The organism is Trinickia dinghuensis, assembly GCF_003367175.1.
Lineage (GTDB): Bacteria > Pseudomonadota > Gammaproteobacteria > Burkholderiales > Burkholderiaceae > Trinickia > Trinickia dinghuensis.
In genome coordinates this window covers 298,989-324,990 of record NZ_QRGA01000006.1, presented here as the reverse complement: position 1 = coordinate 324,990, position 26,002 = coordinate 298,989, and the positions used below count along the sequence as shown (strand labels likewise).

Annotated in this window: 24 protein-coding genes and 2 pseudogenes; 15 read left to right on the top strand and 11 right to left on the bottom strand. The window is 62.6% G+C overall.

Annotated elements, in window-relative coordinates; all coding sequences use genetic code 11:
• The first annotated feature begins 3 nt into the window (after positions 1-3).
• The 5 genes from DWV00_RS11310 (at position 4) to DWV00_RS11290 (ending at position 5,156) form a co-directional block, all read left to right on the top strand.
• Complete coding sequence (locus tag DWV00_RS11310; protein ID WP_115533661.1) at positions 4-888, top strand: branched-chain amino acid ABC transporter permease; 885 nt, start codon at positions 4-6, stop codon at positions 886-888.
• A gap of 8 nt (positions 889-896) precedes the next feature.
• On the top strand, positions 897-1,895 hold the full coding sequence (locus tag DWV00_RS11305) for a branched-chain amino acid ABC transporter permease (protein ID WP_115533889.1): 999 nt from the start codon (positions 897-899) through the stop codon (positions 1,893-1,895).
• A gap of 150 nt (positions 1,896-2,045) precedes the next feature.
• On the top strand, positions 2,046-3,407 hold the full coding sequence (locus DWV00_RS11300) for an MFS transporter (protein ID WP_115533660.1): 1,362 nt from the start codon (positions 2,046-2,048) through the stop codon (positions 3,405-3,407).
• A 52-nt stretch (positions 3,408-3,459) separates the two neighbouring features.
• Positions 3,460-4,431, top strand: coding sequence for a dipeptidase (locus DWV00_RS11295; RefSeq protein ID WP_115533659.1), 972 nt, complete (start codon positions 3,460-3,462; stop codon positions 4,429-4,431).
• Between the two features lie 152 nt (positions 4,432-4,583).
• Complete coding sequence (locus DWV00_RS11290; protein ID WP_115533888.1) at positions 4,584-5,156, top strand: PAS and helix-turn-helix domain-containing protein; 573 nt, start codon at positions 4,584-4,586, stop codon at positions 5,154-5,156.
• Between the two features lie 8 nt (positions 5,157-5,164).
• On the opposite strand, the gene DWV00_RS11285 is transcribed toward DWV00_RS11290, so the two are convergent.
• The 4 genes from DWV00_RS11285 to DWV00_RS11270 are packed head-to-tail and all read right to left on the bottom strand — an operon-like array spanning position 5,165 to position 9,484.
• Positions 5,165-6,160 (bottom strand): CobW family GTP-binding protein, encoded by a 996-nt coding sequence (locus tag DWV00_RS11285; RefSeq protein ID WP_115533658.1) that lies wholly within the window; start codon positions 6,158-6,160, stop codon positions 5,165-5,167.
• Positions 6,157-7,809 (bottom strand): amidohydrolase, encoded by a 1,653-nt coding sequence (locus tag DWV00_RS11280; RefSeq protein ID WP_115533657.1) that lies wholly within the window; start codon positions 7,807-7,809, stop codon positions 6,157-6,159. The genes DWV00_RS11285 and DWV00_RS11280 overlap by 4 nt, the downstream gene beginning before the upstream one ends.
• 58 nt (positions 7,810-7,867) lie before the next feature.
• Positions 7,868-9,256, bottom strand: coding sequence for a sodium:solute symporter family protein (locus DWV00_RS11275; protein ID WP_115533656.1), 1,389 nt, complete (start codon positions 9,254-9,256; stop codon positions 7,868-7,870).
• A 27-nt stretch (positions 9,257-9,283) separates the two neighbouring features.
• Positions 9,284-9,484: a DUF3311 domain-containing protein gene (locus DWV00_RS11270; protein ID WP_115533655.1), complete on the bottom strand. Its 201-nt coding sequence runs from the start codon at positions 9,482-9,484 to the stop codon at positions 9,284-9,286.
• 440 nt (positions 9,485-9,924) lie between these two features.
• On the opposite strand from DWV00_RS11270, the gene DWV00_RS11265 reads away from it, so the two are divergent.
• The 4 genes from DWV00_RS11265 to DWV00_RS11250 all read left to right on the top strand — a co-directional run bounded on the left by DWV00_RS11265 (position 9,925) and on the right by DWV00_RS11250 (position 13,851).
• Complete coding sequence (locus DWV00_RS11265) at positions 9,925-10,599, top strand: histidine phosphatase family protein (protein WP_115533654.1); 675 nt, start codon at positions 9,925-9,927, stop codon at positions 10,597-10,599.
• Positions 10,600-10,649: 50 nt separating this feature from the next.
• Positions 10,650-11,681 (top strand): phosphotransferase, encoded by a 1,032-nt coding sequence (locus DWV00_RS11260; RefSeq protein WP_115533653.1) that lies wholly within the window; start codon positions 10,650-10,652, stop codon positions 11,679-11,681.
• Positions 11,682-11,743: 62 nt separating this feature from the next.
• Positions 11,744-12,508, top strand: a complete 765-nt coding sequence (locus DWV00_RS11255; RefSeq protein ID WP_115533887.1) for an SDR family oxidoreductase — start codon at positions 11,744-11,746, stop codon at positions 12,506-12,508.
• Positions 12,509-12,588: 80 nt separating this feature from the next.
• Positions 12,589-13,851: an acyl-CoA dehydrogenase family protein gene (locus tag DWV00_RS11250; protein WP_115533652.1), complete on the top strand. Its 1,263-nt coding sequence runs from the start codon at positions 12,589-12,591 to the stop codon at positions 13,849-13,851.
• Between the two features lie 135 nt (positions 13,852-13,986).
• On the opposite strand, the gene DWV00_RS11245 is transcribed toward DWV00_RS11250, so the two are convergent.
• Positions 13,987-14,385 carry a nuclear transport factor 2 family protein gene (locus DWV00_RS11245; protein WP_181885430.1) on the bottom strand — a complete coding sequence of 133 codons (399 nt, stop codon included), beginning with the start codon at positions 14,383-14,385 and terminating at the stop codon, positions 13,987-13,989.
• A 181-nt stretch (positions 14,386-14,566) separates the two neighbouring features.
• Between DWV00_RS11245 and DWV00_RS11240 the strand changes: the two are divergent.
• A pseudogene (locus DWV00_RS11240) lies at positions 14,567-15,007 on the top strand (LysR substrate-binding domain-containing protein); the annotation flags it as partial.
• Positions 15,008-15,090: 83 nt separating this feature from the next.
• Here DWV00_RS11240 and DWV00_RS11235 read toward each other — a convergent pair.
• From DWV00_RS11235 to DWV00_RS11210, 6 genes and pseudogenes are all read right to left on the bottom strand, one after another.
• Positions 15,091-15,261: pseudogene (locus DWV00_RS11235) on the bottom strand (addiction module antidote protein); the annotation flags it as partial.
• A 134-nt stretch (positions 15,262-15,395) separates the two neighbouring features.
• Positions 15,396-16,865 (bottom strand): NAD-dependent succinate-semialdehyde dehydrogenase, encoded by a 1,470-nt coding sequence (locus tag DWV00_RS11230; RefSeq protein ID WP_115533648.1) that lies wholly within the window; start codon positions 16,863-16,865, stop codon positions 15,396-15,398.
• 14 nt (positions 16,866-16,879) lie between these two features.
• On the bottom strand, positions 16,880-17,899 hold the full coding sequence (locus tag DWV00_RS11225) for a dihydrodipicolinate synthase family protein (protein ID WP_115533647.1): 1,020 nt from the start codon (positions 17,897-17,899) through the stop codon (positions 16,880-16,882).
• A gap of 106 nt (positions 17,900-18,005) precedes the next feature.
• The gene (locus DWV00_RS11220) at positions 18,006-19,016 is read right to left on the bottom strand and encodes an ornithine cyclodeaminase family protein (protein WP_115533886.1); all 1,011 of its coding nucleotides are present in this window, start codon (positions 19,014-19,016) and stop codon (positions 18,006-18,008) included.
• A 79-nt stretch (positions 19,017-19,095) separates the two neighbouring features.
• Positions 19,096-20,085 (bottom strand): LysR family transcriptional regulator, encoded by a 990-nt coding sequence (locus DWV00_RS11215; protein WP_115533646.1) that lies wholly within the window; start codon positions 20,083-20,085, stop codon positions 19,096-19,098.
• Complete coding sequence (locus DWV00_RS11210; RefSeq protein ID WP_115533645.1) at positions 20,072-20,998, bottom strand: LysR family transcriptional regulator; 927 nt, start codon at positions 20,996-20,998, stop codon at positions 20,072-20,074. The genes DWV00_RS11215 and DWV00_RS11210 overlap by 14 nt, the downstream gene beginning before the upstream one ends.
• Positions 20,999-21,273: 275 nt before the next feature.
• On the opposite strand from DWV00_RS11210, the gene DWV00_RS11205 reads away from it, so the two are divergent.
• From DWV00_RS11205 to DWV00_RS11185, 5 genes are all read left to right on the top strand, one after another.
• The gene (locus DWV00_RS11205; RefSeq protein WP_115533644.1) at positions 21,274-22,188 is read left to right on the top strand and encodes a SphA family protein; all 915 of its coding nucleotides are present in this window, start codon (positions 21,274-21,276) and stop codon (positions 22,186-22,188) included.
• A gap of 92 nt (positions 22,189-22,280) precedes the next feature.
• Entirely contained in the window at positions 22,281-23,441 is a 1,161-nt protein-coding gene (locus DWV00_RS11200; protein WP_115533643.1) for an alpha/beta hydrolase family protein, read from the top strand.
• A 36-nt stretch (positions 23,442-23,477) separates the two neighbouring features.
• Positions 23,478-24,428, top strand: a complete 951-nt coding sequence (locus tag DWV00_RS11195) for a VOC family protein (RefSeq protein WP_115533642.1) — start codon at positions 23,478-23,480, stop codon at positions 24,426-24,428.
• A gap of 33 nt (positions 24,429-24,461) precedes the next feature.
• Positions 24,462-24,815 (top strand): Rieske (2Fe-2S) protein, encoded by a 354-nt coding sequence (locus DWV00_RS11190; RefSeq protein ID WP_115533641.1) that lies wholly within the window; start codon positions 24,462-24,464, stop codon positions 24,813-24,815.
• A 53-nt stretch (positions 24,816-24,868) separates the two neighbouring features.
• The gene (locus DWV00_RS11185) at positions 24,869-25,999 is read left to right on the top strand and encodes an FAD-dependent oxidoreductase (RefSeq protein WP_115533640.1); all 1,131 of its coding nucleotides are present in this window, start codon (positions 24,869-24,871) and stop codon (positions 25,997-25,999) included.
• The last annotated feature ends 3 nt before the right edge of the window (positions 26,000-26,002 follow it).

Sequence of the window (26,002 nt, the reverse complement as noted above, 5' to 3'; positions counted from 1 at the left end):
ATCATGGAACTCTTGGGTATGCCGCTCGGCGCGGTTGCGAGCCAGCTCGTGCTCGGCTTGATGAACGGCTGCTTCTACGCGGTATTGAGCCTCGGCTTGTCCGTGATCTTCGGGCTGCTGAACGTCATCAATTTCACACACGGGGCTTTCTTCATGCTCGGTGCGCTGTTTGCATGGATGGGCACGAACTACTTCGGCTTCGGCTACTGGCCGATGCTGATCGTCGCGCCGCTGGCCGTGGGCGCGGTCGGCATGGTCATCGAGCAGACGATGCTGCGCCGAATCTACAAGCTCGATCCTCTCTACGGGCTGCTGTTGACGCTCGGCTTGACACTGATCATCGACGGACTGTCGCGTTCCGCATACGGCGTATCGGGCATGTCGTACGCGGGTCCGGACAGCCTGATGCGCGGACTCGACCTCGGATTCATGGTGTTGCCGGCGTATCGTGCGTGGGTCGTCGTGGCATCGCTCGTGGTCTGTGCGGGCACCAGGGGGGTGATCGAGCGTACGAACCTTGGCGCGCTGCTGCGTGCCGCGACTGAGAATCCGCGCCTTGTGGCGGCCTTTGGGGTAAACGTGCCGCGCATGGTGTCGCTGACCTACGCCGGCGGCGTCGCGCTCGCGGCGCTGGCCGGCGTGCTCGCCGCGCCGGTCGTGCAGGTCTCGCCGCTGATGGGGCAAAGCGTGATCATTACCGTGTTCGCGATCGTCGTGATAGGCGGGATGGGGTCGATCGCGGGTTCGGTGCTGACGAGCCTGGCGCTCGGTGCGATCGAGAGCTTGACGAAGCTTTTTTATCCGGAAGCCTCCGCGACGGTGGTGTTCGCGGTCATGGCGCTCGTACTCCTGGTGCGTCCCGCCGGGCTGTTCGGTAACTCGAAGTGAGGAACATGATGAGCAATCGATTTTCAGGTGTCGTCGTATTGGCAGCGCTCGTCGCGGCTCCGTGGCTTGGCGCCTATCCCGTGTTCTTGATGAAGTTGATGTGTTTCGCGCTGTTCGCGTGCTCGCTGAATCTGCTGCTCGGGTACGTGGGTTTGCTGTCGTTCGGTCATGCGGCGTTCTTCGGTGCGGCGGCCTATGTCGCGGGAGGCATGCTGCGCGATCACGGGATGCCGCCTGGAGTCGCGCTGCTCGCCGGCGTGGGCGTGGGCGCGGCACTCGGGCTCGTGTTCGGTTTGTTTGCAATACGCCGTAAGGGAATTTACCTCGCGATGGTCACGCTGGCGCTCGCGCAAATGGTCTATTTCGTCTGCGTGCAGATGCCGTTTACCGGCGGAGAGGACGGCTTGCAGGGCGTGCCGCGTGGAAAGCTGTTCGCTGCGCTGTCACTCGACAATGATCTGGTGCTGTACTTCGTCGTGCTAACGATTTCCGTGTCGGCGTTTTGGTTTATCGGGCGCGTCCTCGATTCCCCATTCGGCAAAGTGCTGGCCGCATTGAAGGAGAACGAGGCGCGCACCATCTCGCTCGGCTACGACGTCAATCGCTTCAAATTGCTTGCTTTTGTGCTCTCGGCTGCATTGGCAGGGCTTGCCGGGGCGATGAAAACGCTGGTGCTCGGGTTCGCGACGCTTTCCGACGTCTACTGGACGATGTCCGGAACGGTCATCTTGATGACGCTGCTTGGCGGGCTCGGCACGCGGCTCGGGCCGGTCGTCGGCGCGGTGATTGTCGTGGGGATGGAGTCGAAGCTCGGCACTTTCGGCGCATGGCTCGCGGACATCACGCATATCACGTGGTTCCAAGGTCTGGGCGAATCGGTCAGTCTGCTCACCGGTGTGATGTTCGTGTGCTGCGTGCTGCTGTTCCGCCGTGGGATCGTCGGAGAATGCCGGCATCGGTTTGGTCAAAGCGCCTTCGCTGAGCGTCCTGTGCTCGTCAACACCTAGCGTGCCGTTTGGCGGTGTGAAGAATTCGGCCTTCGCGATGAGCATCCCCATCGTCGACAGCATCGATTACCTAGGTAACCGATGCGTATAGACCTAAGTAATTTGAGCACCTACGCTGTTTTCAATGTCTGACTCAAAAGGGGGAGGATCATGACAGCGCGAGAAGCTCAAGAGGTCGATACCAAGACGCTAGGCCGCGTCATCGCGGCGGCATCGATAGGAAATTTTGTCGAGTGGTTCGACTTCGCCGCGTACGGATTTCTCGCAACGATCCTCACGCGCGAATTCTTTCCTAGCGGCGATCTACGGATCGGGCTTCTAAAGACGTTCGCGGTCTTCGCCGTCGCGTTCGCGCTCCGCCCGCTCGGGGGGCTTTTCTTCGGTGTTGTCGGCGACCGGATCGGCCGCAAGCGTACCCTCGCGTTCACCATTCTGACGATGGCCGGCGCCACGACGCTGATCGGCTTTCTCCCGACCTATGCCCGCGTCGGTTACTGGGCGCCGCTCTTGCTGACGGTCGTGCGCTGCGTGCAAGGGTTCTCCGCCGGCGGCGAGTATGCGGGCGCTTGCGCGTACGTGATGGAACACGCACCGCGTCGCCGCCGCGCGTTCTTCGGCAGTTTCCTGCCGGTGTCGACGTTCTCGTCGTTCGCGTGTGCGGCGGTCGTCGCTTCGGCACTCGAATCGTCTTTGTCGTCCGCGGCCATGGTCGATTGGGGGTGGCGCGTCCCGTTTCTTATCGCGGCGCCGGTTGGCCTCATCGGCGTCTATCTGCGCGTGAATCTGCAGGAAACGCCTGCGTTCAAAGCACTCGAGGGCAAGCACGAGATCGCGCATGCGCCCCTGGCGGAAACCCTGCATTCGCAGTCGTGGAACATGCTGAAGCTCGGTGCGTTCATATCGGTGACGGCACTATCGTTCTATACCTTCACGACGTATTTCTCGACCTATCTTCAAGTGGCCGGGCACTTGTCTCGCGTGACGTCGCTGCTCGTGACTGTGCTGGCGCTCGTTTTCGCAGCGGCTTTGTGCCCGCTCGCAGGCTTGTTCTCGGATTGGGTCGGACGCCGTGCGACGATCGCGAGCACGTGCATTTTCATCATCGTGTCCGTGTATCCGGCTTTCTCGCTGGGCGGTTCGGGCGTCTTGTCGAAGTCCTTGCTTGGCGTTGCGCTGCTTGCGATAGGGGCCGTCGTGTCCGGCGTCGTCACTGCGCCGCTTCTGTCGGAAGCCTTCGCCACGAAGACGCGATACACCGCATCCGCGATCACGTACAACGTTGCCTATACGATTTTCGGCGGCACCGCGCCGCTTGTCGCCACCTGGCTGATCTCCGTCACGGGCACGAATTTGTCGCCCGCCTACTACCTGGTTGCCGTTTCGATCTTCGCGATGATCGGCGGCCTGGCGCTGAACGAGACGTCGAAGACCTCGCTCGACAAAGCCGGGATCGCATCTGCCGATGCGAGCGATGCGACGCGGGTCGAGCATGCGATCAAGCGAACGATCTGAATGCTGATCTGACCCACCCGACCCATTAGGACCGTACGAGAGGTTAGATGAAATGAGTACGCTTCACGATTCGAGCATTGTCATCGACGGCCTGAATATTTCGAAATTCGAGCGCTCCGTGTTCGAGGACATGCGCAAAGGCGGCGTCACCGCCGTCAACTGCACGGTCTCCGTCTGGGATGACTTTCAGAAGACGATCGACAACATCGCGGAAATGAAGCAGCAGATCCGCGAGCATAGCGAGATCTTGACGCTCGTGCGAACGACCGACGACATCTTGCGAGCGAAGAAGGAGAACAAGACCGGCATCATCTTCGGCTTTCAGAATTCCTACGCATTCGAGGATAACCTCGGCTATATCGAAGTGTTCAAGGAACTGGGCGTGAATGTCGTACAGCTGTGCTACAACACGCAAAATCTGGTGGGCACCGGCTCCTATGAACCGGATGGGGGCTTGTCCGGATATGGCCGGGAAGTGATTCAGGAGATGAACCGCGTCGGCATCATGGTGGACCTTTCGCATGTCGGCGCCAAGACGTCGTCGGACGCCATCGCTTGTTCGAAGAAGGCCGTCACGTACTCGCACTGCTGCCCATCCGGATTGAAGGAGCATCCGCGCAACAAGACCGACGATCAACTGCGCGAGATCGCCGAGGCGAACGGTTTTGTCGGCGTGACGATGTTCATGCCTTTCTTGCGGCGAGGCGCGGATGCGACCGTCGAGGATTATCTCGAGGCAATCGAATACGTCATCGACGTGATCGGCGAAGACAAGGTTGGGATCGGCACCGACTTTACTCAAGGGTATAGCACTGAGTTTTTCGACTGGATTACGCACGACAAGGGCCGATATCGCCGCCTGACGGACTTCGGCAAGGTCGTCAATCCGGAAGGCATCCGCACGATCGGTGAATTCCCGAATCTAACGGCCGCGATGGAGCGGGCGGGATGGAGCGAATCGCGCATTAGGAAGGTCATGGGCGAAAACTGGCTGCGCGTGTTCGGCGAAGTTTGGAACGTCTGAGGCAAATGGCGCTGCGCCGTTGCCATTCACGTCGCTTGCCTTGACGGCTTCGCATACGCACTACAATCACATAGGAGACTACGTATCGAGCGTGCCGAGGGGTGAGACCGTCGCGGGCCTTGGCCGCACACCAGCCCACAGCGATGGAAAGCATGCCGAACATGACCGACACAACGCCCCATCTCGACTACGAGGATCTCTTCAGGCACCTGCCCGTCGCTGCCATCGTGGCGCGCGAAAGAATCATGGTGGACTGCAACGAGAGAGCGCTCGGACTTTTTAGAGCGGAGCGCAGCGATCTCATCGACCAGTCGTTTTCCGTGCTCTACCCGCAGCAGAAAGATTTTTCAACGACGGGCCGCCGCCTGGGGCCGCTCATCGCCAAGCGTGCGGTCTTTAGCGACGATCGCATCATGCGTCGCATTGACGGCAGTCATTTCTGGGTTACCGTACGCGGCTTCGGCTACAACCCGAAGCGGCCTTTCGAGCTGGCGGTTTGGACCTTCACCGACTTATCCGAGACCACGAAGCGGCCCGACGTCGTGAGCACATTGACGGAGCGCGAGCGGGATGTCGCCGCATTCGTCGTTCACGGCTTGACGAGCAAGGAGATCGGCAAGGAGTTGAACATCAGCCCACGCACGGTCGATATCCATCGCGCGAGCCTCTTGCGCAAATACGGCGTGCGGGCGACGCCCGATCTCATTGCTCGCTTGCTGGCTTGAAGCAGCCTTCAGACGCTCGGCGAAGATGATTGCAGCGTTGCGGAAGATTCGATCGCGTCGAGCGCGCTTTGCATCTCGTCGTCGTCGAACATGCCGATGAGAACGATCGTGGTGTCCGCGATATCGCGCTTGCCGTGAGCCGAAAGATGCCAGCGCTTGCCGACGACGTGGATCTCTGCGTAGGTGCCGTCCTCGAGACACACGAAACCCTTAGCGCGCAAAAGTCGATCGGAAAGCGACACGAGCGTCGTTTTGAGTCGCTTGCGATCGAAGCGCGCAGCGGAGCGGTAAGTGAAGCTGCGCAGGTTCTCGGGCAAGTGCGAGGGCAAGGAGTGAGAGAGGCGAAATGCCGTCTCATTCTCGGGAAGAGGCCTTGCTCCACCGAAAAAAAGTTCCCGCGGCACAGTGCCCTGGTGCGATTCGAAGACGAGGCGCGTGTGCGCAATGTCCCGCACGCGCTTATAAGCGTCATTCAAGTCCTGCCCGGCGATCAGGTCGGATTTTGTGAGTACGAGCGCGGTTGCGCCCACGATCTGCCGGCGCGCCATGTCGCCGACATAGGCATCGTCGAGGGTGATGCGGATTTGCTCCGCATCGACTGCGACGACGATGCCTTGCAATTGAAATGCGCGATCGAGCATGCCGATCTGCGCGATACGTACCGGGTCGGATACACCGCTCGCTTCGATCACGAGTAGATCGGGCCGCGACGCTCGCGCGCTGATTTCCAGCAGCGTCTCCACGAGCTTCCCGCCGATCGAGCAGCACACGCATCCATTTTCTAAGCCGATCACGTCGTCGCTGCGCTCGCGAATCAGCGTGGCGTCAATGTTGATCGAGCCGAAGTCGTTGACCAACACCGTGATGCGGTGCGCCTCCGCATGGGTTAGGAGCGCGTTGATCATCGTGGTTTTGCCGGCGCCTAGATAGCCGCCCAGCACCACGAGCGGAATCGGCGGCCGGGCGTCGGGGCAGGTGTTGCCGGATCGTGCGGTGGAATTCATGCGGGAGAACGAAAGACGCGCCCGCCTACGATCGTCCCCCACACCGCAAGCCGGTTGAGACGCTGCGGCGGCACTTCATAGGGATCTTCGTCGAGCACGGCAAAGTCGGCAAATTTTCCGATCTCGATGCTGCCGACCTGGGTGTCCATGCCGATCGTGAACGCCGCGCCGAGTGTGATCGCCCGAAGCGCATCGGCAACGGGCAGGCGCTCCGCTTCGCCCAACACCCTGCCGGATGCGGTCTGGCGCTGTACGGCGCACCACGCCGTGAAAAGCGGATTGAGCGGGGTGATGGGCGCGTCGGAGTGCAGGCCGAAGGTAATGCCGAGCGCGTTCGCCGTTCCAGCCGCGTTCATGCGGTTGGCGCGGTCGAAGCCCATGGTCTGGGCGTAATGCGCGTCGCCCCAGTAATAGATGTGGTTCGAGAAGAAGTTGATACACATGCCGAGGCGAGCGGCACGCGCAAGCTGACGGGCGTCGGCCATCTGGCAATGCTGCAGCGTATGCCGGTGATCGGCGCGCGGGTGCCGGTTCACGATCGTTTCTATCGCGTCGAGTACGAGCTCGGTCGCTTCATCGCCGTTCGTGTGAATGTGCAACTGCAGACCCGCGAGATGGAAGGGCAAGAAGGTTTCGACGAACTGTGCCGGCGGAATCAGCCAGAGCCCGTTCGGCCGGCCGTTCACATAGCCGGGCCAGCGCAGCCGCGCGGTGAAGCCCTGGATCGATCCGTCGACGATGAATTTCACTAGCCCGAACCGCAGCTTGTCCGAATTGGAGCGCGCGGCCTCGAGCACGCGCGGCGGACCGCCTTCGGGATTGCGCTGTGGTCCGAACGCCGGGACCAGCCGGATGGGAAATCGCTCGTCGGCCGTGATGTCGACGAGGTTTCGCATGGCCTTTTCGGAGAGATCGTTGAGCAGATCGGTGGCGGTGGTCACGCCGGCAAGCTGCGCAACTTTGCCGAAATTCCAGATTGCGTCCGGATTGTCGGCAGCGGACAGCGACAGCCTCGCACCGATTACACGATATACCGGAAACATGGCGGCGAACTCTTGCAACTCGCCGGTGAGCTTGCCATTCGCGTCGCGGTCGAGGCCGTCTATGTCGGCATCGTCGTCGATGCCGGCGGCATCGAGCATTGCCGAATTCACATTCATCAGGTGAACGCTTGCATGCAGGACCGCAATCGATCGAGTGGCCGAAACGCGATCGAGTTGCGTCACCGTGAGGCGTTCGCTGCCGAAGAAGATCGGATCGAAACCCCACGCGAGCAAGGGGGCTGAGGCATCGGTCATTTGCCGTTCAGCCTCCCGCAGACGCTCGATCACCGCGTCGAGCGTCCGCAGGCCCGGCCAGCGCTTGCCGTCCGGGCCGCGCCGCTCATAGTAGCCGACATACGCAGCGCTCCACATCGCGCCTTCCATCAGATGCGAGTGACCTTCGACGAGGCCGGGCATCAGTATTTTGTCGGAAAACGTCGAGTCGGGCTCCGCGTCGGTCCATTGACGCATCTCGTCTTGCGTACCCACGGACAGAATCCTCCCGTCGCGAATTGCCACGTGCGTGGCGACGGGTTGGTTCGGATTCATCGTTAGAATCTTGCGGGCGACGAGTACGGTTACGGCGTGACGATCGGTTTTGTCCATGGGGTGTTCGGGTTAAACGGATGTCGTCCGCTGTTGGGGGCACGCGTGGATGCCGGCTCTACGGCCGCGCGTGAACGTGATGGCTGCGGCCGATGCCCAGATTCACGGCAGTCGCGACCAGCACGTTCATCGCCAGGCACACGAGCCCCAGATTCAAGCCGGCCAGGTCCGGATTCAACTCATAGAGGACAATTGCCAGCAATTGCCCGGTCAAGAGACCTGAGGCGATGGCCCGCGCGCTCACGCGCAATCCGAACACGATCGCGATTACGCCGGGGAAAAACTGTGTGACGCCGTAATACGTCATGTTGATCAGCGTAAGCATCAGTTTTGGCGTGGCGAGCGTCATGCCGATCGATAGCAGCAGATAGATAACGATCACCACCTTGGCACCGGTCTTCTGGCGAGTTTCCGCCATTTTCGGCAGCAGGTTGCGCGTCACCACCGGCCCAATGGCGAGGCAGATGCCGGCTAGCACGAGCAGCCCGGAAAGCGATGCCCCGGCGGCGACCAGGCCGATCAGCCAGGGCGGCAGCAAATGCACGACCGCCGCGAAGAAGGCCTCGTTGGGCGAAGCGAGCTTGACGTTTTGAGCGATGGCGTAATACGACGCGACCACGAGGAACGGATACATCAGCATGTACAGCGGCATCATCACCTGCGAACGGCGGATCGTGTTGGCGCTCTTGGCCGTGAAGAAGTTCTGGACCGAAAACGGCATCACGTAAAAACCGAGCGACTGAAAGAAGATCGTGCTCATCGCAAAGGAGAGCTGATGCGTATTCATCGCGTTCGACACATGCTGGCTGGCTGCGCGGAACACGGGTTCGACGCCTGCCTCCCAGGCCACGGCGACACCTGTGATGACGATTGCCGAGACCATCAACAGATCTTTCAAAATCGCGATGTAGGCCGAGGCGCGTACGCCCGCGATAGCAATGTAGGTGAACGCGAGCAACGCCGAAATCGTGATGAGACCGACCGCGTTCACGTGCCAGCCTAGCCCCTTGAGGGCGGCGACGAGGCCGGTGAATTGCAGTTCGCCCCACGGCAGCAGGAAAATCAACGCGGAAACCGCGACGATGAGTTCGATCGCTCGGCTCTCGAAGTGGCCTTTGAACAGATCCGGCAGCGTGATGGCGTTGTAGCGCTTGCCGGCTTCCCATATCTTGGGGCCGATGAAATAGCCGACCGGATACGCGAGAAGGATGTAGCCGAGGAACCAGACACCGTAGGTCGGCCCCTTCGCATAGATTCCGCCGGGAAAGCCGACCATCGTGCCGATACTATAGATTTCGCCCGCTGCCAGAAAGAAGACGAGCCAAGCGCCGAACTGGCGCGATGCGACGCAGAAGTCATGCATGCTTTGCGTGCCGTGTCCCTTTCGGGCGCGGAGCGCGAGATACAGCGAGAACGCAATGAAGCCTAGGAATACTGTGGAAGCCATGCCGGTGTCTCCCCTGGGCGTGTCGGATTAGGGGTTTTGTGTTTCGGAGTGCTTGTCGAACAGCGTCCAGCACAGCATCAGGCAGCCCGACGTGAGAATGAACCACGCGAAGATCCACGCATAGATGAACGGGATGCCGGCTACATAGACGTCTTTCGATGCGGCCCACGGCAGCAAGCCGATCACGCCGATAAAAGGCAATCCCAGTCCGAGGAAGAGCTTGAGCATGTCGACTCCGTGTCGTTGACGGACCCACCCGAGACGCGCAACGCGCATCGGCGCGTGCCGCGAGGAGAGACGAACAGCCGCGAAGAGCGACGAGTAGCCACGAACAGCGGCGAGCAGCCGCGCGCTGTTGGGCGACGAACGTTCGCCTAGGGACCAGTATCCGCCGCCAAAAGGCGTTTCATAGGGCCAGCGGCGGTCAATCGCTGGTGCCAGTTCTCCTCGCGCCAATGGCCAAGGACATTCGCTCAATCTGGCGTGCTGGCCCGCCTGGATCTCGCCGCGAACAGCCTTTCGCCGATCCGAGGCTCGACTTCCCGCCCCAATCTCCCCGCTGAACCGTCGGCCCTATTTCCAAAATGAATAGCGATGATTCATAAAAGAAAGTTCGAGGAAATGGAAGGGCTCGCTATGCTGGCGGGAATTGACTTGATGGATACGCGATGGCCGAGCTCTATCTGGTGCGGCATGGACAAGCGTCGTTCGGCGCGGAGAACTACGATCGCCTCTCTGCATGCGGTGAGCAGCAGGGCGTCTGGCTCGGTGAATACTTTGCGTGCCAGGGAATCGCATTCGATCGCGTGATGTGCGGCACGCTGCTACGGCACGAGCAAACGGTCGACGCGATCCTGCGTGGGATGGGGTGTGCCGGCGCCGGATACGAGCGGCATCCGGGCCTGAACGAGTACGACTTTGGCGCGTTGTTCGCGGCGGCCGCCGGCGACTATCCGGAAATCGCGCAACTGGCGGCCGGATCGATGAAGGAGCATTACCGGGCGCTCAAACAGGTGCTGCAGCTGTGGTCGGAAGATAAGCTTCGCGAGCCCGTTCCCGAGACGTGGGCCGCGTTTCAGCAGCGCGTCGCCGACGCGCGCGAGGCGATCCGGAGCGGCCCCGGACTGCGGGTGCTCGCGGTGAGTTCGGGCGGCCCGATCGCCATCACGCTGCAGCAGGTGCTCGCGGCGCCGGCGGCGAGCGCGATCGCACTGAACCTGCAGATCCGCAACAGCAGCATCTCACGCTATTTCTTCAACGCCGATGCGTTCCACCTGGCCTCGTTCAACGGCATTCCGCATCTGGAAGATCCCGAGCGGCGCGAATACCGGACCTACGGCTGATCCGCACTGTACGAACCGCGAACGCAGCGAACAAACGAACGATCCGCACGATGACGAACATCTCGCAGCAACTCGACGTCGCCACGCTGGCGCGCTATCTGGAAAGCCATGTCCCCGGTTTCGAAGGCCCGATCGAGGCGGAGAAGTTCGCCGGGGGGCAGTCGAATCCGACGTTTCTGCTGAATGCAAAGAGCGGCCGCTATGTGTTGCGTCGCCAGCCGCCCGGCGAACTGCTGAAGTCCGCGCACGCGGTCGATCGCGAATACCGGATTCTGACCGCGCTGTCGGACACGGCTGTGCCCGTTGCACGTCCGTATCACCTGTGCGAAGACCGCGACGTGATCGGCAGCATGTTTTACATCATGAGCTTCGAGGACGGCAGGATCTTCTGGAATCCCGCACTGCCGGAATTGCCGAAGGAAGATCGCGCAATCTGCTACGACGCGGTGATCCAGACGATGGCCGCGCTGCACGACGTCGATGTCGACGCGGTCGGTTTGTCCGATTACGGACGCCCAGGCAATTATTTCGAGCGCCAGATCGGCGTATGGACGAAGCAGTACCGCGCGGCGGAAACGGAGCGCATCGATGGGATGGAAGCGCTGATCGCGTGGCTGCCGAAGGCGTGCCCGATCGATGCGGGCCGCGCGACGCTCGTGCATGGCGACTATCGGATGGACAACCTGATGTTCGAGCGCGGCAGCTACCGTGTGAAGGCGGTGCTCGACTGGGAGCTGTCGACGCTCGGCAATCCGCTCGCGGATCTAGCGTATTTCTGCATGTGCCTGCGTCTGCCCTCCAACGGTCTGGTACCGGGGCTCGCGGGCCAGGACCGTGCGGCGCTCGGCGTGCCGGAAGAAGTGCGCCTCGTCGCGCGCTATTGCGAGTTGCGCGGCATCGAGCCGATTAGGGACTGGCATTTCTATCTCGCGTTCAGCTTTTTCCGGCTTGCGGCGATCGCGCAAGGGGTGAAGGCGCGCGCGCTGCAAGGCAACGCGTCGAGCACGAAGGCGCTGCAGGTCGGCGAAATGGTCGCGCCGCTCGCCCAGGAGGCGATGCGGGTGATCGATGTGCATCGCTGAGGCCGCGTGATAGACGGCGAATACACACGGATCGCAAGGAAAATGGAATGATGGAGCGAAACATGGCAACGAATCTGTTCGACCTGACCGGCAAAATCGCGCTCGTGACGGGCGCGAGCCGCGGGATCGGCGAGGAAATCGCAAAACTGCTCGCGCGGCAGGGGGCACACGTAATCGTATCGAGCCGCAAGCTCGAGGATTGCCAGGCGGTTGCCGGCGAGATCGTCGAGGCGGGAGGCAACGCCGAGGCGCTCGCATGCCACGTCGGCAAGATGGAAGACATAGCGGCGACGTTCGAGCACATCCGCGGCAAGCATGGTCGCCTTGACATCCTAGTTAACAATGCCGCCGCCAATCCGTACTTCGGCCATATCCTCGACACCGACATCATGGCGTTCAACAAGACCGTCGATGTGAACGTGCGCGGCTACTTCTTCATGTCGGTCGAGGCCGGCAAGATGATGAAGGCGCAGGGCGGCGGCGCGATCGTGAACACCGCATCGGTGAACGCGCTGCAGCCTGGCGACAAGCAAGGCATCTACTCGATCACGAAGGCCGCGGTGGTGAACATGACGAAGGCGTTCGCGAAGGAGTGCGGGCCGTTCGGCATCCGCGTGAACGCGCTGCTGCCCGGCTTCACGAAAACCAAGTTCGCCGCCGCGCTGTTCGACAGCAAGGAGCTCTACGAACGATTGATGGCCGAGATTCCCCTGCGCCGTCACGCGGAGCCGCGTGAAATGGCCGGCACGGTACTGTACCTCGTATCCGACGCGTCGAGCTATACGAACGGCGAATGCATCGTCGTCGATGGCGGGCTGACGATTTGAGGGGGCTTGGAAGTTCCTCATGAAGATCCTCATTGCCATTGTGTAAGCCGCTGTCGCATCCCCATTTCCGGAACCCGCATATGAATTTCGAATACTCGCCCAAAGTCAAGGAGATGCAGGCGCGCCTGCTGGAGTTCTTCGATCGCAACATCTATCCGAACGAGCGCCGCTTCGAAGAAGAGGTGGCGGCGAATCGGCATGCGGGAAATGCGTGGGTGCCGACGAAGGTGATCGAGGAGTTGAAGCCGCTGGCGCGCCAGGCCGGTTTGTGGAATCTCTTCCTGCCGCGTTCGGCGCGTGCGCCGGAGGGGCTGTCGAATTTGGAATACGCACCGCTGTGCGAGATCATGGGGCGCGTGTCTTGGGCTGCGGAAGTCTTCAACTGCTCCGCGCCGGACACGGGCAACATGGAGACGCTCGAACGCTATGCCTCCGAGGCACTGAAGGACCGCTGGCTCGAGCCGCTGCTGCGTGGCGAAATTCGCTCGGCGTTCTTGATGACCGAGCCCGCGGTGGCCTCGTCGGACGCGACCAACATCGAGTGCAGCATCGAGCGCCAAGGCGACGAATATGTGATCAATGGGCGCAAATGGTGGTCCTCGGGTGCGGGCGACCCGCGTTGCGCGGTGTACATCGTGATGGGCAAGACCAACCCGGATGCGGGACGTCACGAGCAGCAGTCGATGATCGTCGTGCCGGCCGATACGCCGGGCATCACGGTGATCCGTCCATTGCCGGTGTTCGGCTACGACGATGCACCGCACGGTCACATGGAAATCGATCTGAAGGATGTGCGCGTGCCCGTTTCGAACATCCTGCTCGGCGAGGGCCGCGGCTTCGAGATCGCACAGGGGCGGTTGGGGCCAGGGCGTATCCACCATTGCATGCGCAGCATCGGTATCGCCGAGCGTGCATTGGAGCTGATGTGCAAGCGTTTGACGTCGCGCATCGCATTCGGCAAGCCGATCGCGCAGCACAGCGTCTGGCATGAACGGATCGCGGAAGCGCGCTGCATGATCGATCAAGCGCGGCTGCTGACGCTCAAGGCCGCTTACATGATGGACACCGTCGGCAACAAGGTCGCCAAGGCCGAGATCGCGGTGATCAAGGTGGTGGCACCGAACGTCGCTTGCAAGGTTATCGATTGGGCCATTCAGGCGCACGGCGCCGGGGGCGTGTCCGGCGACTTCCCGTTGGCGCTTGCCTATGCGCACCAGCGCACGCTGCGTTTTGCCGATGGCCCGGATGAAGTGCACCGCGCGGCGATCGCCAAGCTAGAGCTGGCGAGACACTCGCATACGCCGGGCGATGTGGCAGAGATGCCGGGGGCGCGAGGCGGATAGCCCGCGGTTGCGGAGCCGATGCGAAATCCGCCAACGTACTGCTCGCGACGATCTGAATCGATGTCGGGATGCCGAGCGCCGCCTCCGAGGCCATCGCTGCCGTCATTACCGGCATGGCCCTGAAGCGAGCGTCCGCTACGCGTATTTATCGCCAACCGTGCTACGAATCGGATGAGTGTCGTAGACGATGATCATCCGCTCGATGAGGCCGTCTTCATCGAACTCGAATACGTCGACACACTCGAAGCGCACCGCGGAACCGTCCTTGAGTTTCCAGTCGTAGATGAAATAGCCCGTGGCACGCCGAGCCCCCGTCGAGCTGACGCAGATATCGATCGGCGTGATCGTGCTCGCGCCTGACGCTGCGTCGACCTTCGCGAAGAACGGTGCCGGCGTCATCCAGCCGAGAAACGGCGACGAGATCTGCGCGTCGGGTTTGAACAGCGCGCAGATCGCGGCCACGTCGCCGCGTTCGAGGGCCTCGAGGTAAGTGCGAATCTGCCGCGTGTATAGTGCTTCCGACGATGAAGCCATGTTCATCCTCCTATCATTCGTTGAAATTCCGCCCGTTCGAGCGAACGAGAATCGGGTACGGACACAATAGCGACGCGCCGATGACTGAACAAACGAGAAATTCGCAAGCCGGGTATGCGTCGCCTGCATACCCGCCGGCGGATCTGACGCGTCCTCTCCCTCCGATTGCGGCATTCCTGGCGTAGTGCGCGGGGCAGGGCAGTGGGCAGGGCTGGAAGCCGTACCGCTGTTTGCGGAGACCCTCACGCCGATGTGCGCGACCGAGCTGGCTTCATCGCTGAAATTGGCGGACGATCTCGCTCGTATCATGTTGCTCCATCCGGGACCGAGCCGCGAGGAATGGCGATGCTGGCTCGATAGCGTGGGAGCGACAAAGCTGGATGTCGATGGCGGACTCGTTTTCGACACGCTCGAATTGACGCTCACGGCCGCCGCGCAAGGACACGGTGTCGCTATCGGCGATCCTCGGATGGCGGCCGAGCGGCTCCAGATGGGCGCGCTGACGAGGCCGTTCGGTCACGTGGTGCCGAATGGCCTCGGATACTTTCTCGTCTACCCGCCGCCGCGCGCCGCGCAGCCCAAGATCCGTGCGCTTGCCGATGCCCTGGTGAGGATGGCGTAAGAGGATCGGTCGATACCGTTGTGATCTGCCGAGTGCTGCATGAGGACATGACGGTTCGGTACGACAGTGCGCTCGCATTACTCGGTTTTGCGCGCGAGCACCGTCATACCACGTGCCTTGGCAACGTCGCCAAGCGCCACCTGGATCTCGACTGGATCGCCGCCTTCAAACGCTTCCGCCAGATACAGCCGGTAGTCGCTCTCATCCTTCAGGTACTTCGACACGTCAAACTCCATCAACTCGCTGACTTTCATTTCGGGAAAGGCTATGAGAAATGGGATGCATGAAACACCAAGTCGGCCTCGAAGAATCGTCACCGCGGAAAATTCAGACCGACGGAAGCCATCGGATTCAATCTCCGTTTGTGATCGTTGAGCGTTTCCCATCCTTACGCAGGAATCAACCCATCCCAGCACAGATATTTGACCTCCACGAACTCGTCGATCCCTAAATGCGAGCCTTCGCGTCCGAGGCCGCTTTGCTTCACGCCGCCGAACGGTGCGACTTCGTTCGAGATCAATCCGCAGTTGATGCCCACCATCCCCGATTCGATGCGCGCGGCGTTGCGCCAGATCCGCGCTGCATCGCGGCTATAAAGGTAGGCGGCGAGCCCGTACTCGTTGTCGTTTGCCATCGCGATCGCTTCGTCGTCCGTATCGAAGCGGAAGAGCGCCGCCACCGGCCCGAACGTTTCTTCATGCGCGATCTTCATCGCAGGCGTCACATCGGCGAGTACCGTCGGTTCGAAGAAGAATCCGCCGAGCGCATGCCGGTGCCCTCCATGCAGCAGCCGAGCACCGCCTGCGAGCGCGTCGCTCACGTGCTCTTCGACCTTCGCTACAGCGGCCGCGTCGATCATCGGTCCGAGTTCGACGTTCGGCTCCAGACCGTTGCCGACGCGCAGCTTCGCGACACGTTCGACGACACGCACGGCTAGTGCATCGTAGATGCTTGATTGAACCAGCACACGGTTCGCACTAATGCAGGCTTGCCCTGTGTTGCGGAATTTCGCGGCGACGATGCCGTCGGCGGCGGCATCGAGATCGGCATCGTCGAACACGATGAAAGGCGCGTTGCCGCCCAGCTCCATCGAACATTTCTTGACCGTCTGCGCGGCTTGCGTGAGCAATACCCGGCCGACTTCAGTCGAACCGGTGAACGTGATCTTGCGAACCAAAGGATTGGCGGTCAGCTCGCCGCCGATCGCGCGCGTATCGTTGCCGGTCACCACGCTGAGGACGCCGGCCGGTACCCCGGCGCGCTGCGCCAGCACGGCCAGCGCGAGCGCGGTCAGCGGCGTCTGGCTCGCGGGCTTCACGACCATCGTGCAACCCGCCGCGAGCGCCGGCCCGGCTTTGCGCGTGATCATCGCCGCCGGAAAATTCCACGGCGTGATGGCGGCGCATACGCCGATCGGCTCGCGCAGGGCGATGATCCGCTGCGTCTCCTTCACCCCGGGGATCACGTCGCCGCGCACACGCGTCGCTTCTTCCGCGAACCAGCGCAGGAACGAGGCGGCGTAGTCGATCTCGCCGCGCGCTTCGGCCAGCGGCTTGCCTTCCTCGAGCGTAATGAGGGTCGCGAGGTCTTCGCGGTGTTCCATCGTCAACGCGTACCAGCGCCGCAGCACTTCGCCGCGGTGCTTCGCGGTCGTCCGTCGCCAACCTCCGAAGGCTTTGTGCGCGGCGTCGATCGCGCGTCGTACTTCCGGCTCGCGGCAGCGCGGCAGCTCGACGAGCAGGGATTGGTCGACCGGATTTCGCAGCGCATAACGGCCATGTGACGTTTCATCAACCCACTCGCCGGCGATGAACGCGCTTTCGCGCCATAGGGCGGCGTCTTTCAGCAGATGTTTCATCGTTGTTCGCTCGCTCAGCAAGGGAAACGGCCCGCCATGAAGGCCGAATCGGGATCGGCGGTCACGGGCAGCCCGGAAGCGACGAGCCCCTGGCGCAGCGTCTTCATGATCCGGTCCGGCACGCGCATCGCCGGCGCACGCAGCGGGCCGCCGTTGAAGCCGGCCAGCCAATCCTGGTATTTCCACATCGTGCGGTTGAGCACGCCGGTGCCGCCCGCATAGGTCTGCGCCGCGGCACCGTTCGCGCTGCGCGCCGGGTTCACCTTCCAGTACATCGCCATCGCTTCTTCCCATTGCCCGTTGTGTGCGAGCTCGAACGCCCTCGGGTAATAGCCGCTCATCCAGGCGGTATTGCTGGTGCCGGAGAACTGGAGCTTCATGAGGCTCATGAGCGGAATCGCATCGCCTTCGATCGGGCAACTGATCACGACTTCGTCGCGGAAGTGGTGATACATCTCGCAGATGCCGGCCGGCAGCGGAAAGCCTTGCTCCGATTTGATCGCGGCGATGTTCGGGCAATCGTCGAGCAGGCGGCGCACCAGATTCAGCGACATGCCGGCGGGATGCACGCGCTCGAAGCCCCAGAGCGGAATCGGGAACAGCATCACCGCGAGGTCGGTCGCGTCGCAGAAGGTCTTCGTGTAGTCGTAGATCTCCTGTTCGGTGGTCGGCCAGAACTGCGGCGGATATGAGAGCAGCACGATGTCGGCGCCGGCTTGTTCCGCGAGCTTCACGGCTTCGATGTTTTCGGTGAGCGTGCCGAACGCGGCGTGGAAGAACAGGCCGAGCCGGTCGCCGGCCGTTTCGCGAGCCCACGCCGTGAACTGCGCGTTTTCTTCCGGGGTGATGGCAACTTCGCTGCAAAGCAACGTGTAGCGGAAGCCGAATTCCATCGCCAATTCGATGTCGTGACGGATGCCGCGCTCGTTGAGGCGCTTGAGGTCCGCGCTGTAGCTCGGAATCGTGACGGCCGAGCAGCCGGTGAGGTGTTCGCGCGCCCAGGCGCGGGCATCGGCCTTCTTGTAGCTAGCCATGAGGAAGCCTCTCCTTGAAAGAGTTTTTGAATGAGCTATCGAGCGATTGAGATATCGATCGAATCGCTGAATGAATTCGTGAGCGAATTCGTGGCGATCGGCGGGGCTATTTCGCCACCGGTGCGATGCTGGCCGGGAGCGGCACGCCGACACCTTGCTGAACGGCACGCGCCAGCAGCATTTCGGCGATCACGACGTCTTGCAGCGCGGACCCGACCGACTTGTAGAGAACGATGTCGCCGTCGGCACGGCGCGGAACGATGTTTCCCGCCGCCAGCGTGCTAAACGAAACAAGTTTGTCCATGAGCACCACGCCGGCACGCTTGGCGGCGATAGCATCGCCGGTGTCGTGCTCGACTTCTTCGGGCATGTCGGCGACGATGCACGCGGCACGCGCCATCGTTTCTTCGTCGACTTCGCGCTGCTCGGGCAAGGTCGAACCGAGCGAGACGACCGTGACGCCCGGCTGCAGCCAGGCCCCTCGCAACACCGGCGATTCGTCGCGGCTGCGCGCGGCGCAAATGACGACGTCGGCGTCTTGGACTGCGGCCTCGGGGTTGTCTGCCGCAGCGATGTCCATGGCGGGCCGGAAGCTTTCGGCGAAGCGTTCGCGGCTGGCAGGCGTGGGGCTGAAGACACGCACGCTTTGCAATGCCCGCACAGCGTTCAAGCAATCGAGTGCGCCGCGCGCCTCGAAACCCGAACCGATCACCGCGAGGCGCAGCGGCCGGTTCGGAGCCAGCAAGGTGACGGCAAGCGCGGCAGTGGCCGCCGTGCGCAACCCCGTCACTCGGTTGCCGTCGATCAGCGCGCGCAACTCCATCGTCTGCTGATCGAATAGCGAGATCAGATAGCTGGCTCGTCGCGCGACGATATTGGCGGCGATCAGTTTGCAGCCCATGTGCCCGCCGCTCGGCGAGACCGCGGTCAGGCTGCGCAGCCACATGCCTTCGCCACGCGCCATCGAGCGCGGCGGAACCATGGCGGTGGCGACGGGTTTGGCGTAGGCGTCGGCAAGTGCAGCGACGGCCGAAGGCCAGTCGGCGAGCGAGGCGACATCGGCATCGCTCAGGAAAAGCGTGGGAAAGGCGGATTCTGCGGTGACGGCGTCTGACATGGTGCGGGCCTGGAAGTAAGTGGCCGGCACACGATAGAACGCGCTGCCCGTTTCGGGCACTGCCCGAGGTCGATAGCAGCTATGACGAAGATCGATGGCTCGCTTCGCCGTCCTCCAGCGCTTCGGCTAGCCCGCAAACCAGGCGCCGCACGGCTCGCGTCGCTCGCGTATGCGGACGGCGAGGCGACTCGGCGAGCACGACGAACCGCTCGAGTACGGGGGCTACGATGCGCGACGAGGCGAGCCTTGCATCGAGCTTGCCGGGCAGTACCGAAGCAATCGCATAGCCGCCGCCCGCGGCCACGACTTCGTATTGGAGCCGTACCGAGTCGACCTCGACAGCGGCGTGCAGCGTCAAGTCATGTTGCGAAGCAAGACGGTCGAGCCGAGCGCGCAGCAAATGCGGCCGGCCCGGTACCACGAGCGGCAAGCCGGACAGCATGGCGAGCGGCACGTCTGCGCCCGCGACGACGGGATCGCCGCGAGGGCCGACCAAATGCAGCGGCACCCGAGCAAGAACGTGACTGTCGCCGACATGCGCTTCGTCTTCTTTCAAGACGACGGCCATGTCGAGGCGGCCTTCGCGCAGATGCTCTTCGAGTTGCGCGCTGGCGGCTTCCGTCAAATGAAGCCTGACGGCCGGCAACTCGGCGCGCACGGCCGCGAAGAGCGGCCCAGCGTAATGATTGACCGCCGACGGCAGCAGTCCCAGCAGCACCTCGCCGGCGGGCTGGCCGCGCGCGCTACGGATATCGTCCGCGAGTGCATCCGCTTCGGCCGCGAGACGCGTGACCCGCGGCAGCATTTGCTCGCCGAACTCGGTGAGGACGACCCCGCGCCCGGTCCGGCGAAACAGGCGCTCGCCACATTGCTGCTCGAGTTGGGCAACGTTGCGGCTGACCATCGATTGCGGCATGTCGAGCGCCGCCGCTGCGCGGCTCAGGCTACCCGAGGCCGACACTTGCAGGAAGACGAACCAGCGCGGATCGACGATGGTCGGCGCGCCTGGTGTTGTCGCTCGGGCCGGCCCGGCCTGACCGGTCGACGGTGCCGGCTTAACGAGCGTCATGACGCGCTTTGTCCATCTCGGCAACGGCCTCTTTCAATAGCCCACGCAACCAAGTGAGCCCAGGGTCCGAGGTGCGATGCTTGTGCCATTGCATCGACTGCTCCATCGTAGGGACCGCGATCGGCACGTCGCGCAGCACGATCGGCAGGCTGCGCGAGGCCTCTTCCGCGAGCCGGCGGTGCATGGTCGCGATGCGGTTCGTGCCGGCCAGCAGATAGGCCGGCGAAACGAAACTGTACGTACTCGCCTCCACGCGCCTCACGATGCCGAGCCGCTGCATGAACCAATCTTCGAGCGCCGTTTGCCCGTCGCCGACCTGCACGACGACGTGGCCGGCTGCCATGTAGCGCTCGTTCGTCATCTCGCCTTTCGCGAGCGGGCTCTGGTCCCATACGACGCAGCAGTACGTTTCTTCGAGCAGCAGGTCGGCCGGATGCTCGGTCGAGCAATATTCCTTGGGAATGATCAAGAGGTCCGCTTCCCCGCGTTCCAGCACGCGGTGCGGATAGGCGATCTGCGGACGCAGATCGAAGCGGATGCCGGGCGCCTGCTCGTAGGCGAGCTTGAACAGGTGCGGCATCAGTGTCGTCATCGTGTAGTCCGATACGAACAGGCGGAACAGGCGATTGGCTTGCGCCGGCACGAATTCAGGCTGCGCTGCCACCGTCGCGTCGACGCGCACGAGAATGTCGCGCACGTGGTCCCTGAGAGCTTCCGCGCGCGGCGTCGGCTCCATCTTGCGGCCGACCTGTACGAGCAACTCGTCGTTGAAGTATTCGCGCAGCCGCGCGAGCGCGTTGCTCATCGCCGACTGGCTCAGATGAATCTTTTCGGCAGCCCGGCTGATGTTCTGTTCGCTCAACAGCGCGTCGAGCGCCACGAGCAAGTTGAGGTCGAGCTTGTTGAACCGCATGCGTGCTGTCTCCGCTCACGCGTTTATCAGGGTTTAGCCTGAAAGTATTGACGCCATCGATATCGGCAATGGATCGAATCCATTTTTAGGATACCTCGACCTATCTTAACCTAGCCTCAATCCCGAAGCGATGACGCATTGAACATCGCATCGGGAGGCCAGCGTCAGGGCGTTTTCGGATCGAACGTACCGCTTGTGCGCCGTCCGTGGGCACCGCGCTTTCACTATTAAAGAGATGCCAGGCGGCGCGAGCGCCCCTAGGTTGAGGAGACAGCATGTCCAAGAAACTGATCGCGGCCGTCGTCGGCTGCACGGTGTTGGCCGCCGGATCGATGAACGAAGCACAAGCATTCGAAGGTGGGGTTTCTCCGTATCCCGCGGGCGCCGTGGGTACGAACATCGCCAACCTGCCGCCGATCCCGGGCCTGTTCGCGCTGGAGCAATTCAACTACACCTTCGCGAACGGTCTCTACGGCAACGACGGCAAGAAGCTGCCGATTCCGTTCAGTACGTCGGTTTACTCCGAAACCACGCGTCTGCTCGCGGCGTATCCGTTTCATCTGCTCGGAGCGAACGTCTATACGCAGTTGGTCATCCCGGTCGTATCGCTGCATACGAGCGTATTCGGGCAGTCGAGTACGCAAAACGGCCTTTCCAATATCACGCTGACACCGGTGCTGCTGCAATGGAACCTCTCGCCGAACCTGGCGATTGCCTCTGGCCTCGACTTCGCGTTCGAGACGGGTTCCTACAGCCCGGTCAAGTCGAGCGTCGCGGTGGGCTACACGTCGATCCAGCCGGTGTTCTCGGTTCGCTACAACGTGCCCAACGGTATCGACGTCGCCATCGCGAACCGCCTGCTGCTCAACTCGAAGAACGGCACGACGAACTACAGCTCGGGCGACGGCTACGTCGCCGAGTTCAATGCCGGCTGGAACTTCGGCCCGTGGAAGCTTGGCGTGGTCGGCGCGTATCTGAATCAGTTCAGTGACGACAAGGCGAACGGCGTGAACGTGGGCAATCGGATGAAGACCTTCGGCATCGGCCCGTCGGTGGTCTACGACGCCAGAAGCTGGAACGTCAACCTCAACTATCAGCAAGGCCTCTATGCCGCGAACACGGCCAAGAGCAGCAGCGTCTGGCTGAACATCGCCATCCCGTTGTGGCCGGGCTTCGGGCGAAAAGGCTGAGAAGCATCGCCGAGGCTTCGCGCGCGTAAGTGAAAGCGCCGTCGTAAGCGCCGCACTCGAGCAATCCGTCATTTCAACCAAGGCAATCAGGCATGTTTCGCTACTTTCCTACCAACTACGTTTGGGATCTGTCCGTCAATCTCGCGATCGAAATGGGCGCACGCATGGGCGAGATCGAAGCCATGTGCGGGCCGCTGCAGGAAGCGGCCAAGCAGCCCGACGCGGACGGCACGCGCGCATTTCGCGAGGCATGGGTCGAAACGGGCGATCGTCTCTGCGATCTTGCGCGGGACGATGAAGCTCAAGGGCGGCTGCTGTCGGCAGGCGAGAAATACAAGCGGGCCTCCATCTATCTGATCACTGCCGAGCGCATGCTTGCTCACGATGCGCCGGGCCGCATCGACTTGTACCGGCGCTCGCTCGATACGTTCGACAAGGGCGTCGCGCTGAGAGGCGACAACTGCGAGCGCGTTTCTATCCCGTACGGCGACAAGCATCTGTCCGGCCTCCTAGTGAAAGCGAAGCACGCCGGTGCGCGCAGCCCGCTGCTCGTCCAAGTGAACGGGCTCGATTCGACCAAGGAAATGAAGTACTTCGTGGGCTTGCCGGCGTGGCTCGCGGCACGCGGCGTATCTTCGCTGATCGTCGATCAGCCCGGCACCGGCGAAGCGCTGCGTTTGCACGGCATGCACGCCATGTACAACTCGGAGATCTGGGCAAGCCGGATCGTCGATTGGCTTGAAGGCCGTGACGATGTCGATGCAAAGCGGATCGGCATGGAGGGCGTCTCGCTGGGCGGCTACTACTGCCCGCGCGCCGTTGCCTTCGAACCGCGCTTTGCATGCGGTGTGGTGTGGGGCGCCAATCACGACTGGCGCGACGTCCAGAAAAAGCGCCTACAGCGCGAAGGCAACTTCCCCGTGCCGCATTACTGGAAGCACGTCTGCTGGGTCTGGGGCGCGAAGGACGTCGACGACTTCATGCGTATCGCCGAAGACGTGCATCTCGACGGCGTGCTCGATCGCATCAAGGTGCCGTTTCTCGTCACGCATGGCTCGAAGGATTCGCAAATTCCGGTTGCCTGGGCGCATCGCACCTATGAGCAGCTCGTGAACAGCCCGAAGCGCGAGCTGAAGATTTTTACGGAGCGCGAGGGCGGTGTTCAGCACTCGAGCTTCGACAACTCGATCAACGCGGGACACTTCATCGCCGATTGGATCGCCGAGACGCTCGGCGGATGCACCGCGCTTTGACCTATCCACTTTTTCAAGCTCAAGCAAGCACATCTCATGAATATCATCGGACCCGATACGCTCGTCTTCGGCGTGGACGACGTGGCTGCCTGCAACCAGTATCTGATCGACTACGGCTTGCTGCCGGTTCGCCGCGACGATAGCGGCGGCCGCTTCGAGGCGCTCGACGGGACGGGCATCGAAATCGCGCACCGTGACGATCCGAGCTTGTCGCCCGCGCTCGGCACGGCGAGCATGCTGCGCAAGACGATCTACGGCGTCGCCGACAGCGCGACGATCGATGCGATCGCCCAGGAACTGCTTCGCGATAGAGAAGTGCGCACGCTCGCCGACGGGTCGATCGAATCGATCGACGACATGGGCTTCGCGATCGGCTTCCAAGTGATCGCCCGCCGCGAGCTATCCCTGCCGGCCGAGCCTGTGAACGCGCCGGGTGCGCCAGCTCAGCGGGCACCGAACGTCGTGGCCGTGCGTGACGATGCCGTGCTCACGCCGCGCACGCTTTCGCACGTCGTCTACTTCGTGCCCGATGCCGCCAAGGCCGAAGCGTTCTATGTGGAGCGTCTCGGCTTTCGCTGCACGGACCGCTTCACGGGCGTCGGCCCGTTCCTGCAGCCGGCCGGCACGCTCGATCATCACACGCTGTTCATGATTCAGACGCCGCCGTTCATGAAGGGCTGCGAGCATTTCACGTTCCATATGGGCGGGCCGACCGAAGTCCTGCAAGCGGGCACGCGCTTCGTCGAGAAGGGCTACCAGTCGTTCTGGGGACCGGGGCGTCACCACTTCGGCTCGAACTGGTTTTGGTACTTCAACAGCCCGCTCGGCTGCCATGTCGAGTACGACGCCGACATGGATCTGCATGACGTGGCGTGGACGGCGCGCGAGGTGCCGATGGGCGCCGATGCGTCACAGCTGTTCCTGTTCCAGCACCGCGAGAAGTGGGCACCGGGCGGCCCGCCGCCGGCAGCCAACAAGGCGGATTGATGGCGGATAGCCGATAGCGCACCTCATACGCTCATGTCCAACCGATTCCCTTCGATTCGCCTTGCAAATGTCGGCGATCTGCCCGATCCCGGCGCGCGGGGCTTCGATCCAAGCGGAGACGGACACGACACGCTGTTCGTCGTGCGTCGCGGTGCGGAGCTTCGCGCGTATCGCGACGCATGTCCGCACTTCGGCGACACGCCGATGGCTTGGCGCAAGAACGCTTATCTGAACGGCGAAGGTACCCGCATCGTCTGCCACGCGCATGGCGCGCAGTTCGACATCGCGAGCGGCGAGTGCCTGCTCGGGCCTTGCCTCGGTCAGCGCCTCGAGCCCGTCGAAATCGAAGTGACGAGCGACGGCGACATTGTGCTGATCCCGGCATGAGCATGAAACACGTACACCAGAACCAGAACCGGATGTAACAAGGAGACACCCAAATGACCGCCCCTGTTCAACATGTCCTCGTCATCGGCGGAGGTTTCTCCGGCATGGCGACGGCGATCCAATGCGCGAAACTTGGCCTCACGGTCGACCTAGTCGAGATCGACCAAGGCTGGCGCTCGTATGGCGCGGGCATCAGCATCGGCGGCCCGACGCTGCGCGCGCTGCGCACGGTCGGCGTGCTCGATGCCTTCTTCGAGCGGGGCTACGGCGGCGACGGCGTGAATCTGTTCACTGCGGGCGGCCACCCGATCGGCACACTGCCGACGCCGCGCGTGGCCGGCGACGATGTCCCCGGAGGCGGAGCGATCATGCGCCCGGTGCTGGCGGACATTCTCGCCAAGGCGACGCGGGCGGCCGGTGTGCGCGTGCGGCTGGGCTGCACGTTCTCAGGGATCGAGCAGCGCGATGACCAAGTTCACGTGGCATTCACGGATGGCATGCGAGGCCGCTACGACCTCGCGATCGGCGCGGACGGTCTCTATTCGAAAGTGCGCGAAGCCGTATTCCCCGGCGCACCGAAGCCGCGCTATACCGGTCAAGGCGTGTGGCGTGCTGTGGTGCCGCGGCCCGCGGACATCGTCTGCGCGACGATGTGGCTCGGGCAGAAAGTCAAGGCCGGGGTCAATCCCGTCTCGCAGGAGGAGATGTATCTCTTCGTCACCGAGGATAGGCCGACGAACGAGCACATCGATCCCGCCGTGTGGCCGCAGATGCTGTCGGATCTGCTGGAGCCGTTCGGTGTGCCGCTGCTTCAATCGATCCGCGCGCAGTTCGGACCGCAATCGCAGTGCAACTATCGTCCGCTCGAAAGCTTGCTGCTGCCGCAGCCTTGGTTCAACTCACGCGTGGTGCTGATCGGCGATGCAGTGCACGCGACCACGCCGCATATGGCGGCCGGTGCGGGCATCGGGATCGAAGATGCGATCGTTCTCGCCGAGGAGCTGGGGCGTAACCCGACGGTGGAGGGCGCGTTGCAAGCGTTTCAGGCACGCCGCTGGGAACGCTGCCGCATGGTCGTTGAAAACTCCGGGCGTCTCGGCGACATCGAGATCGCCGGCGGCGACAAAGCGGAGCATCAGCGGATCATGCATGAGACGCACATGCGCCTCGCGCAGCCCATCTGACCG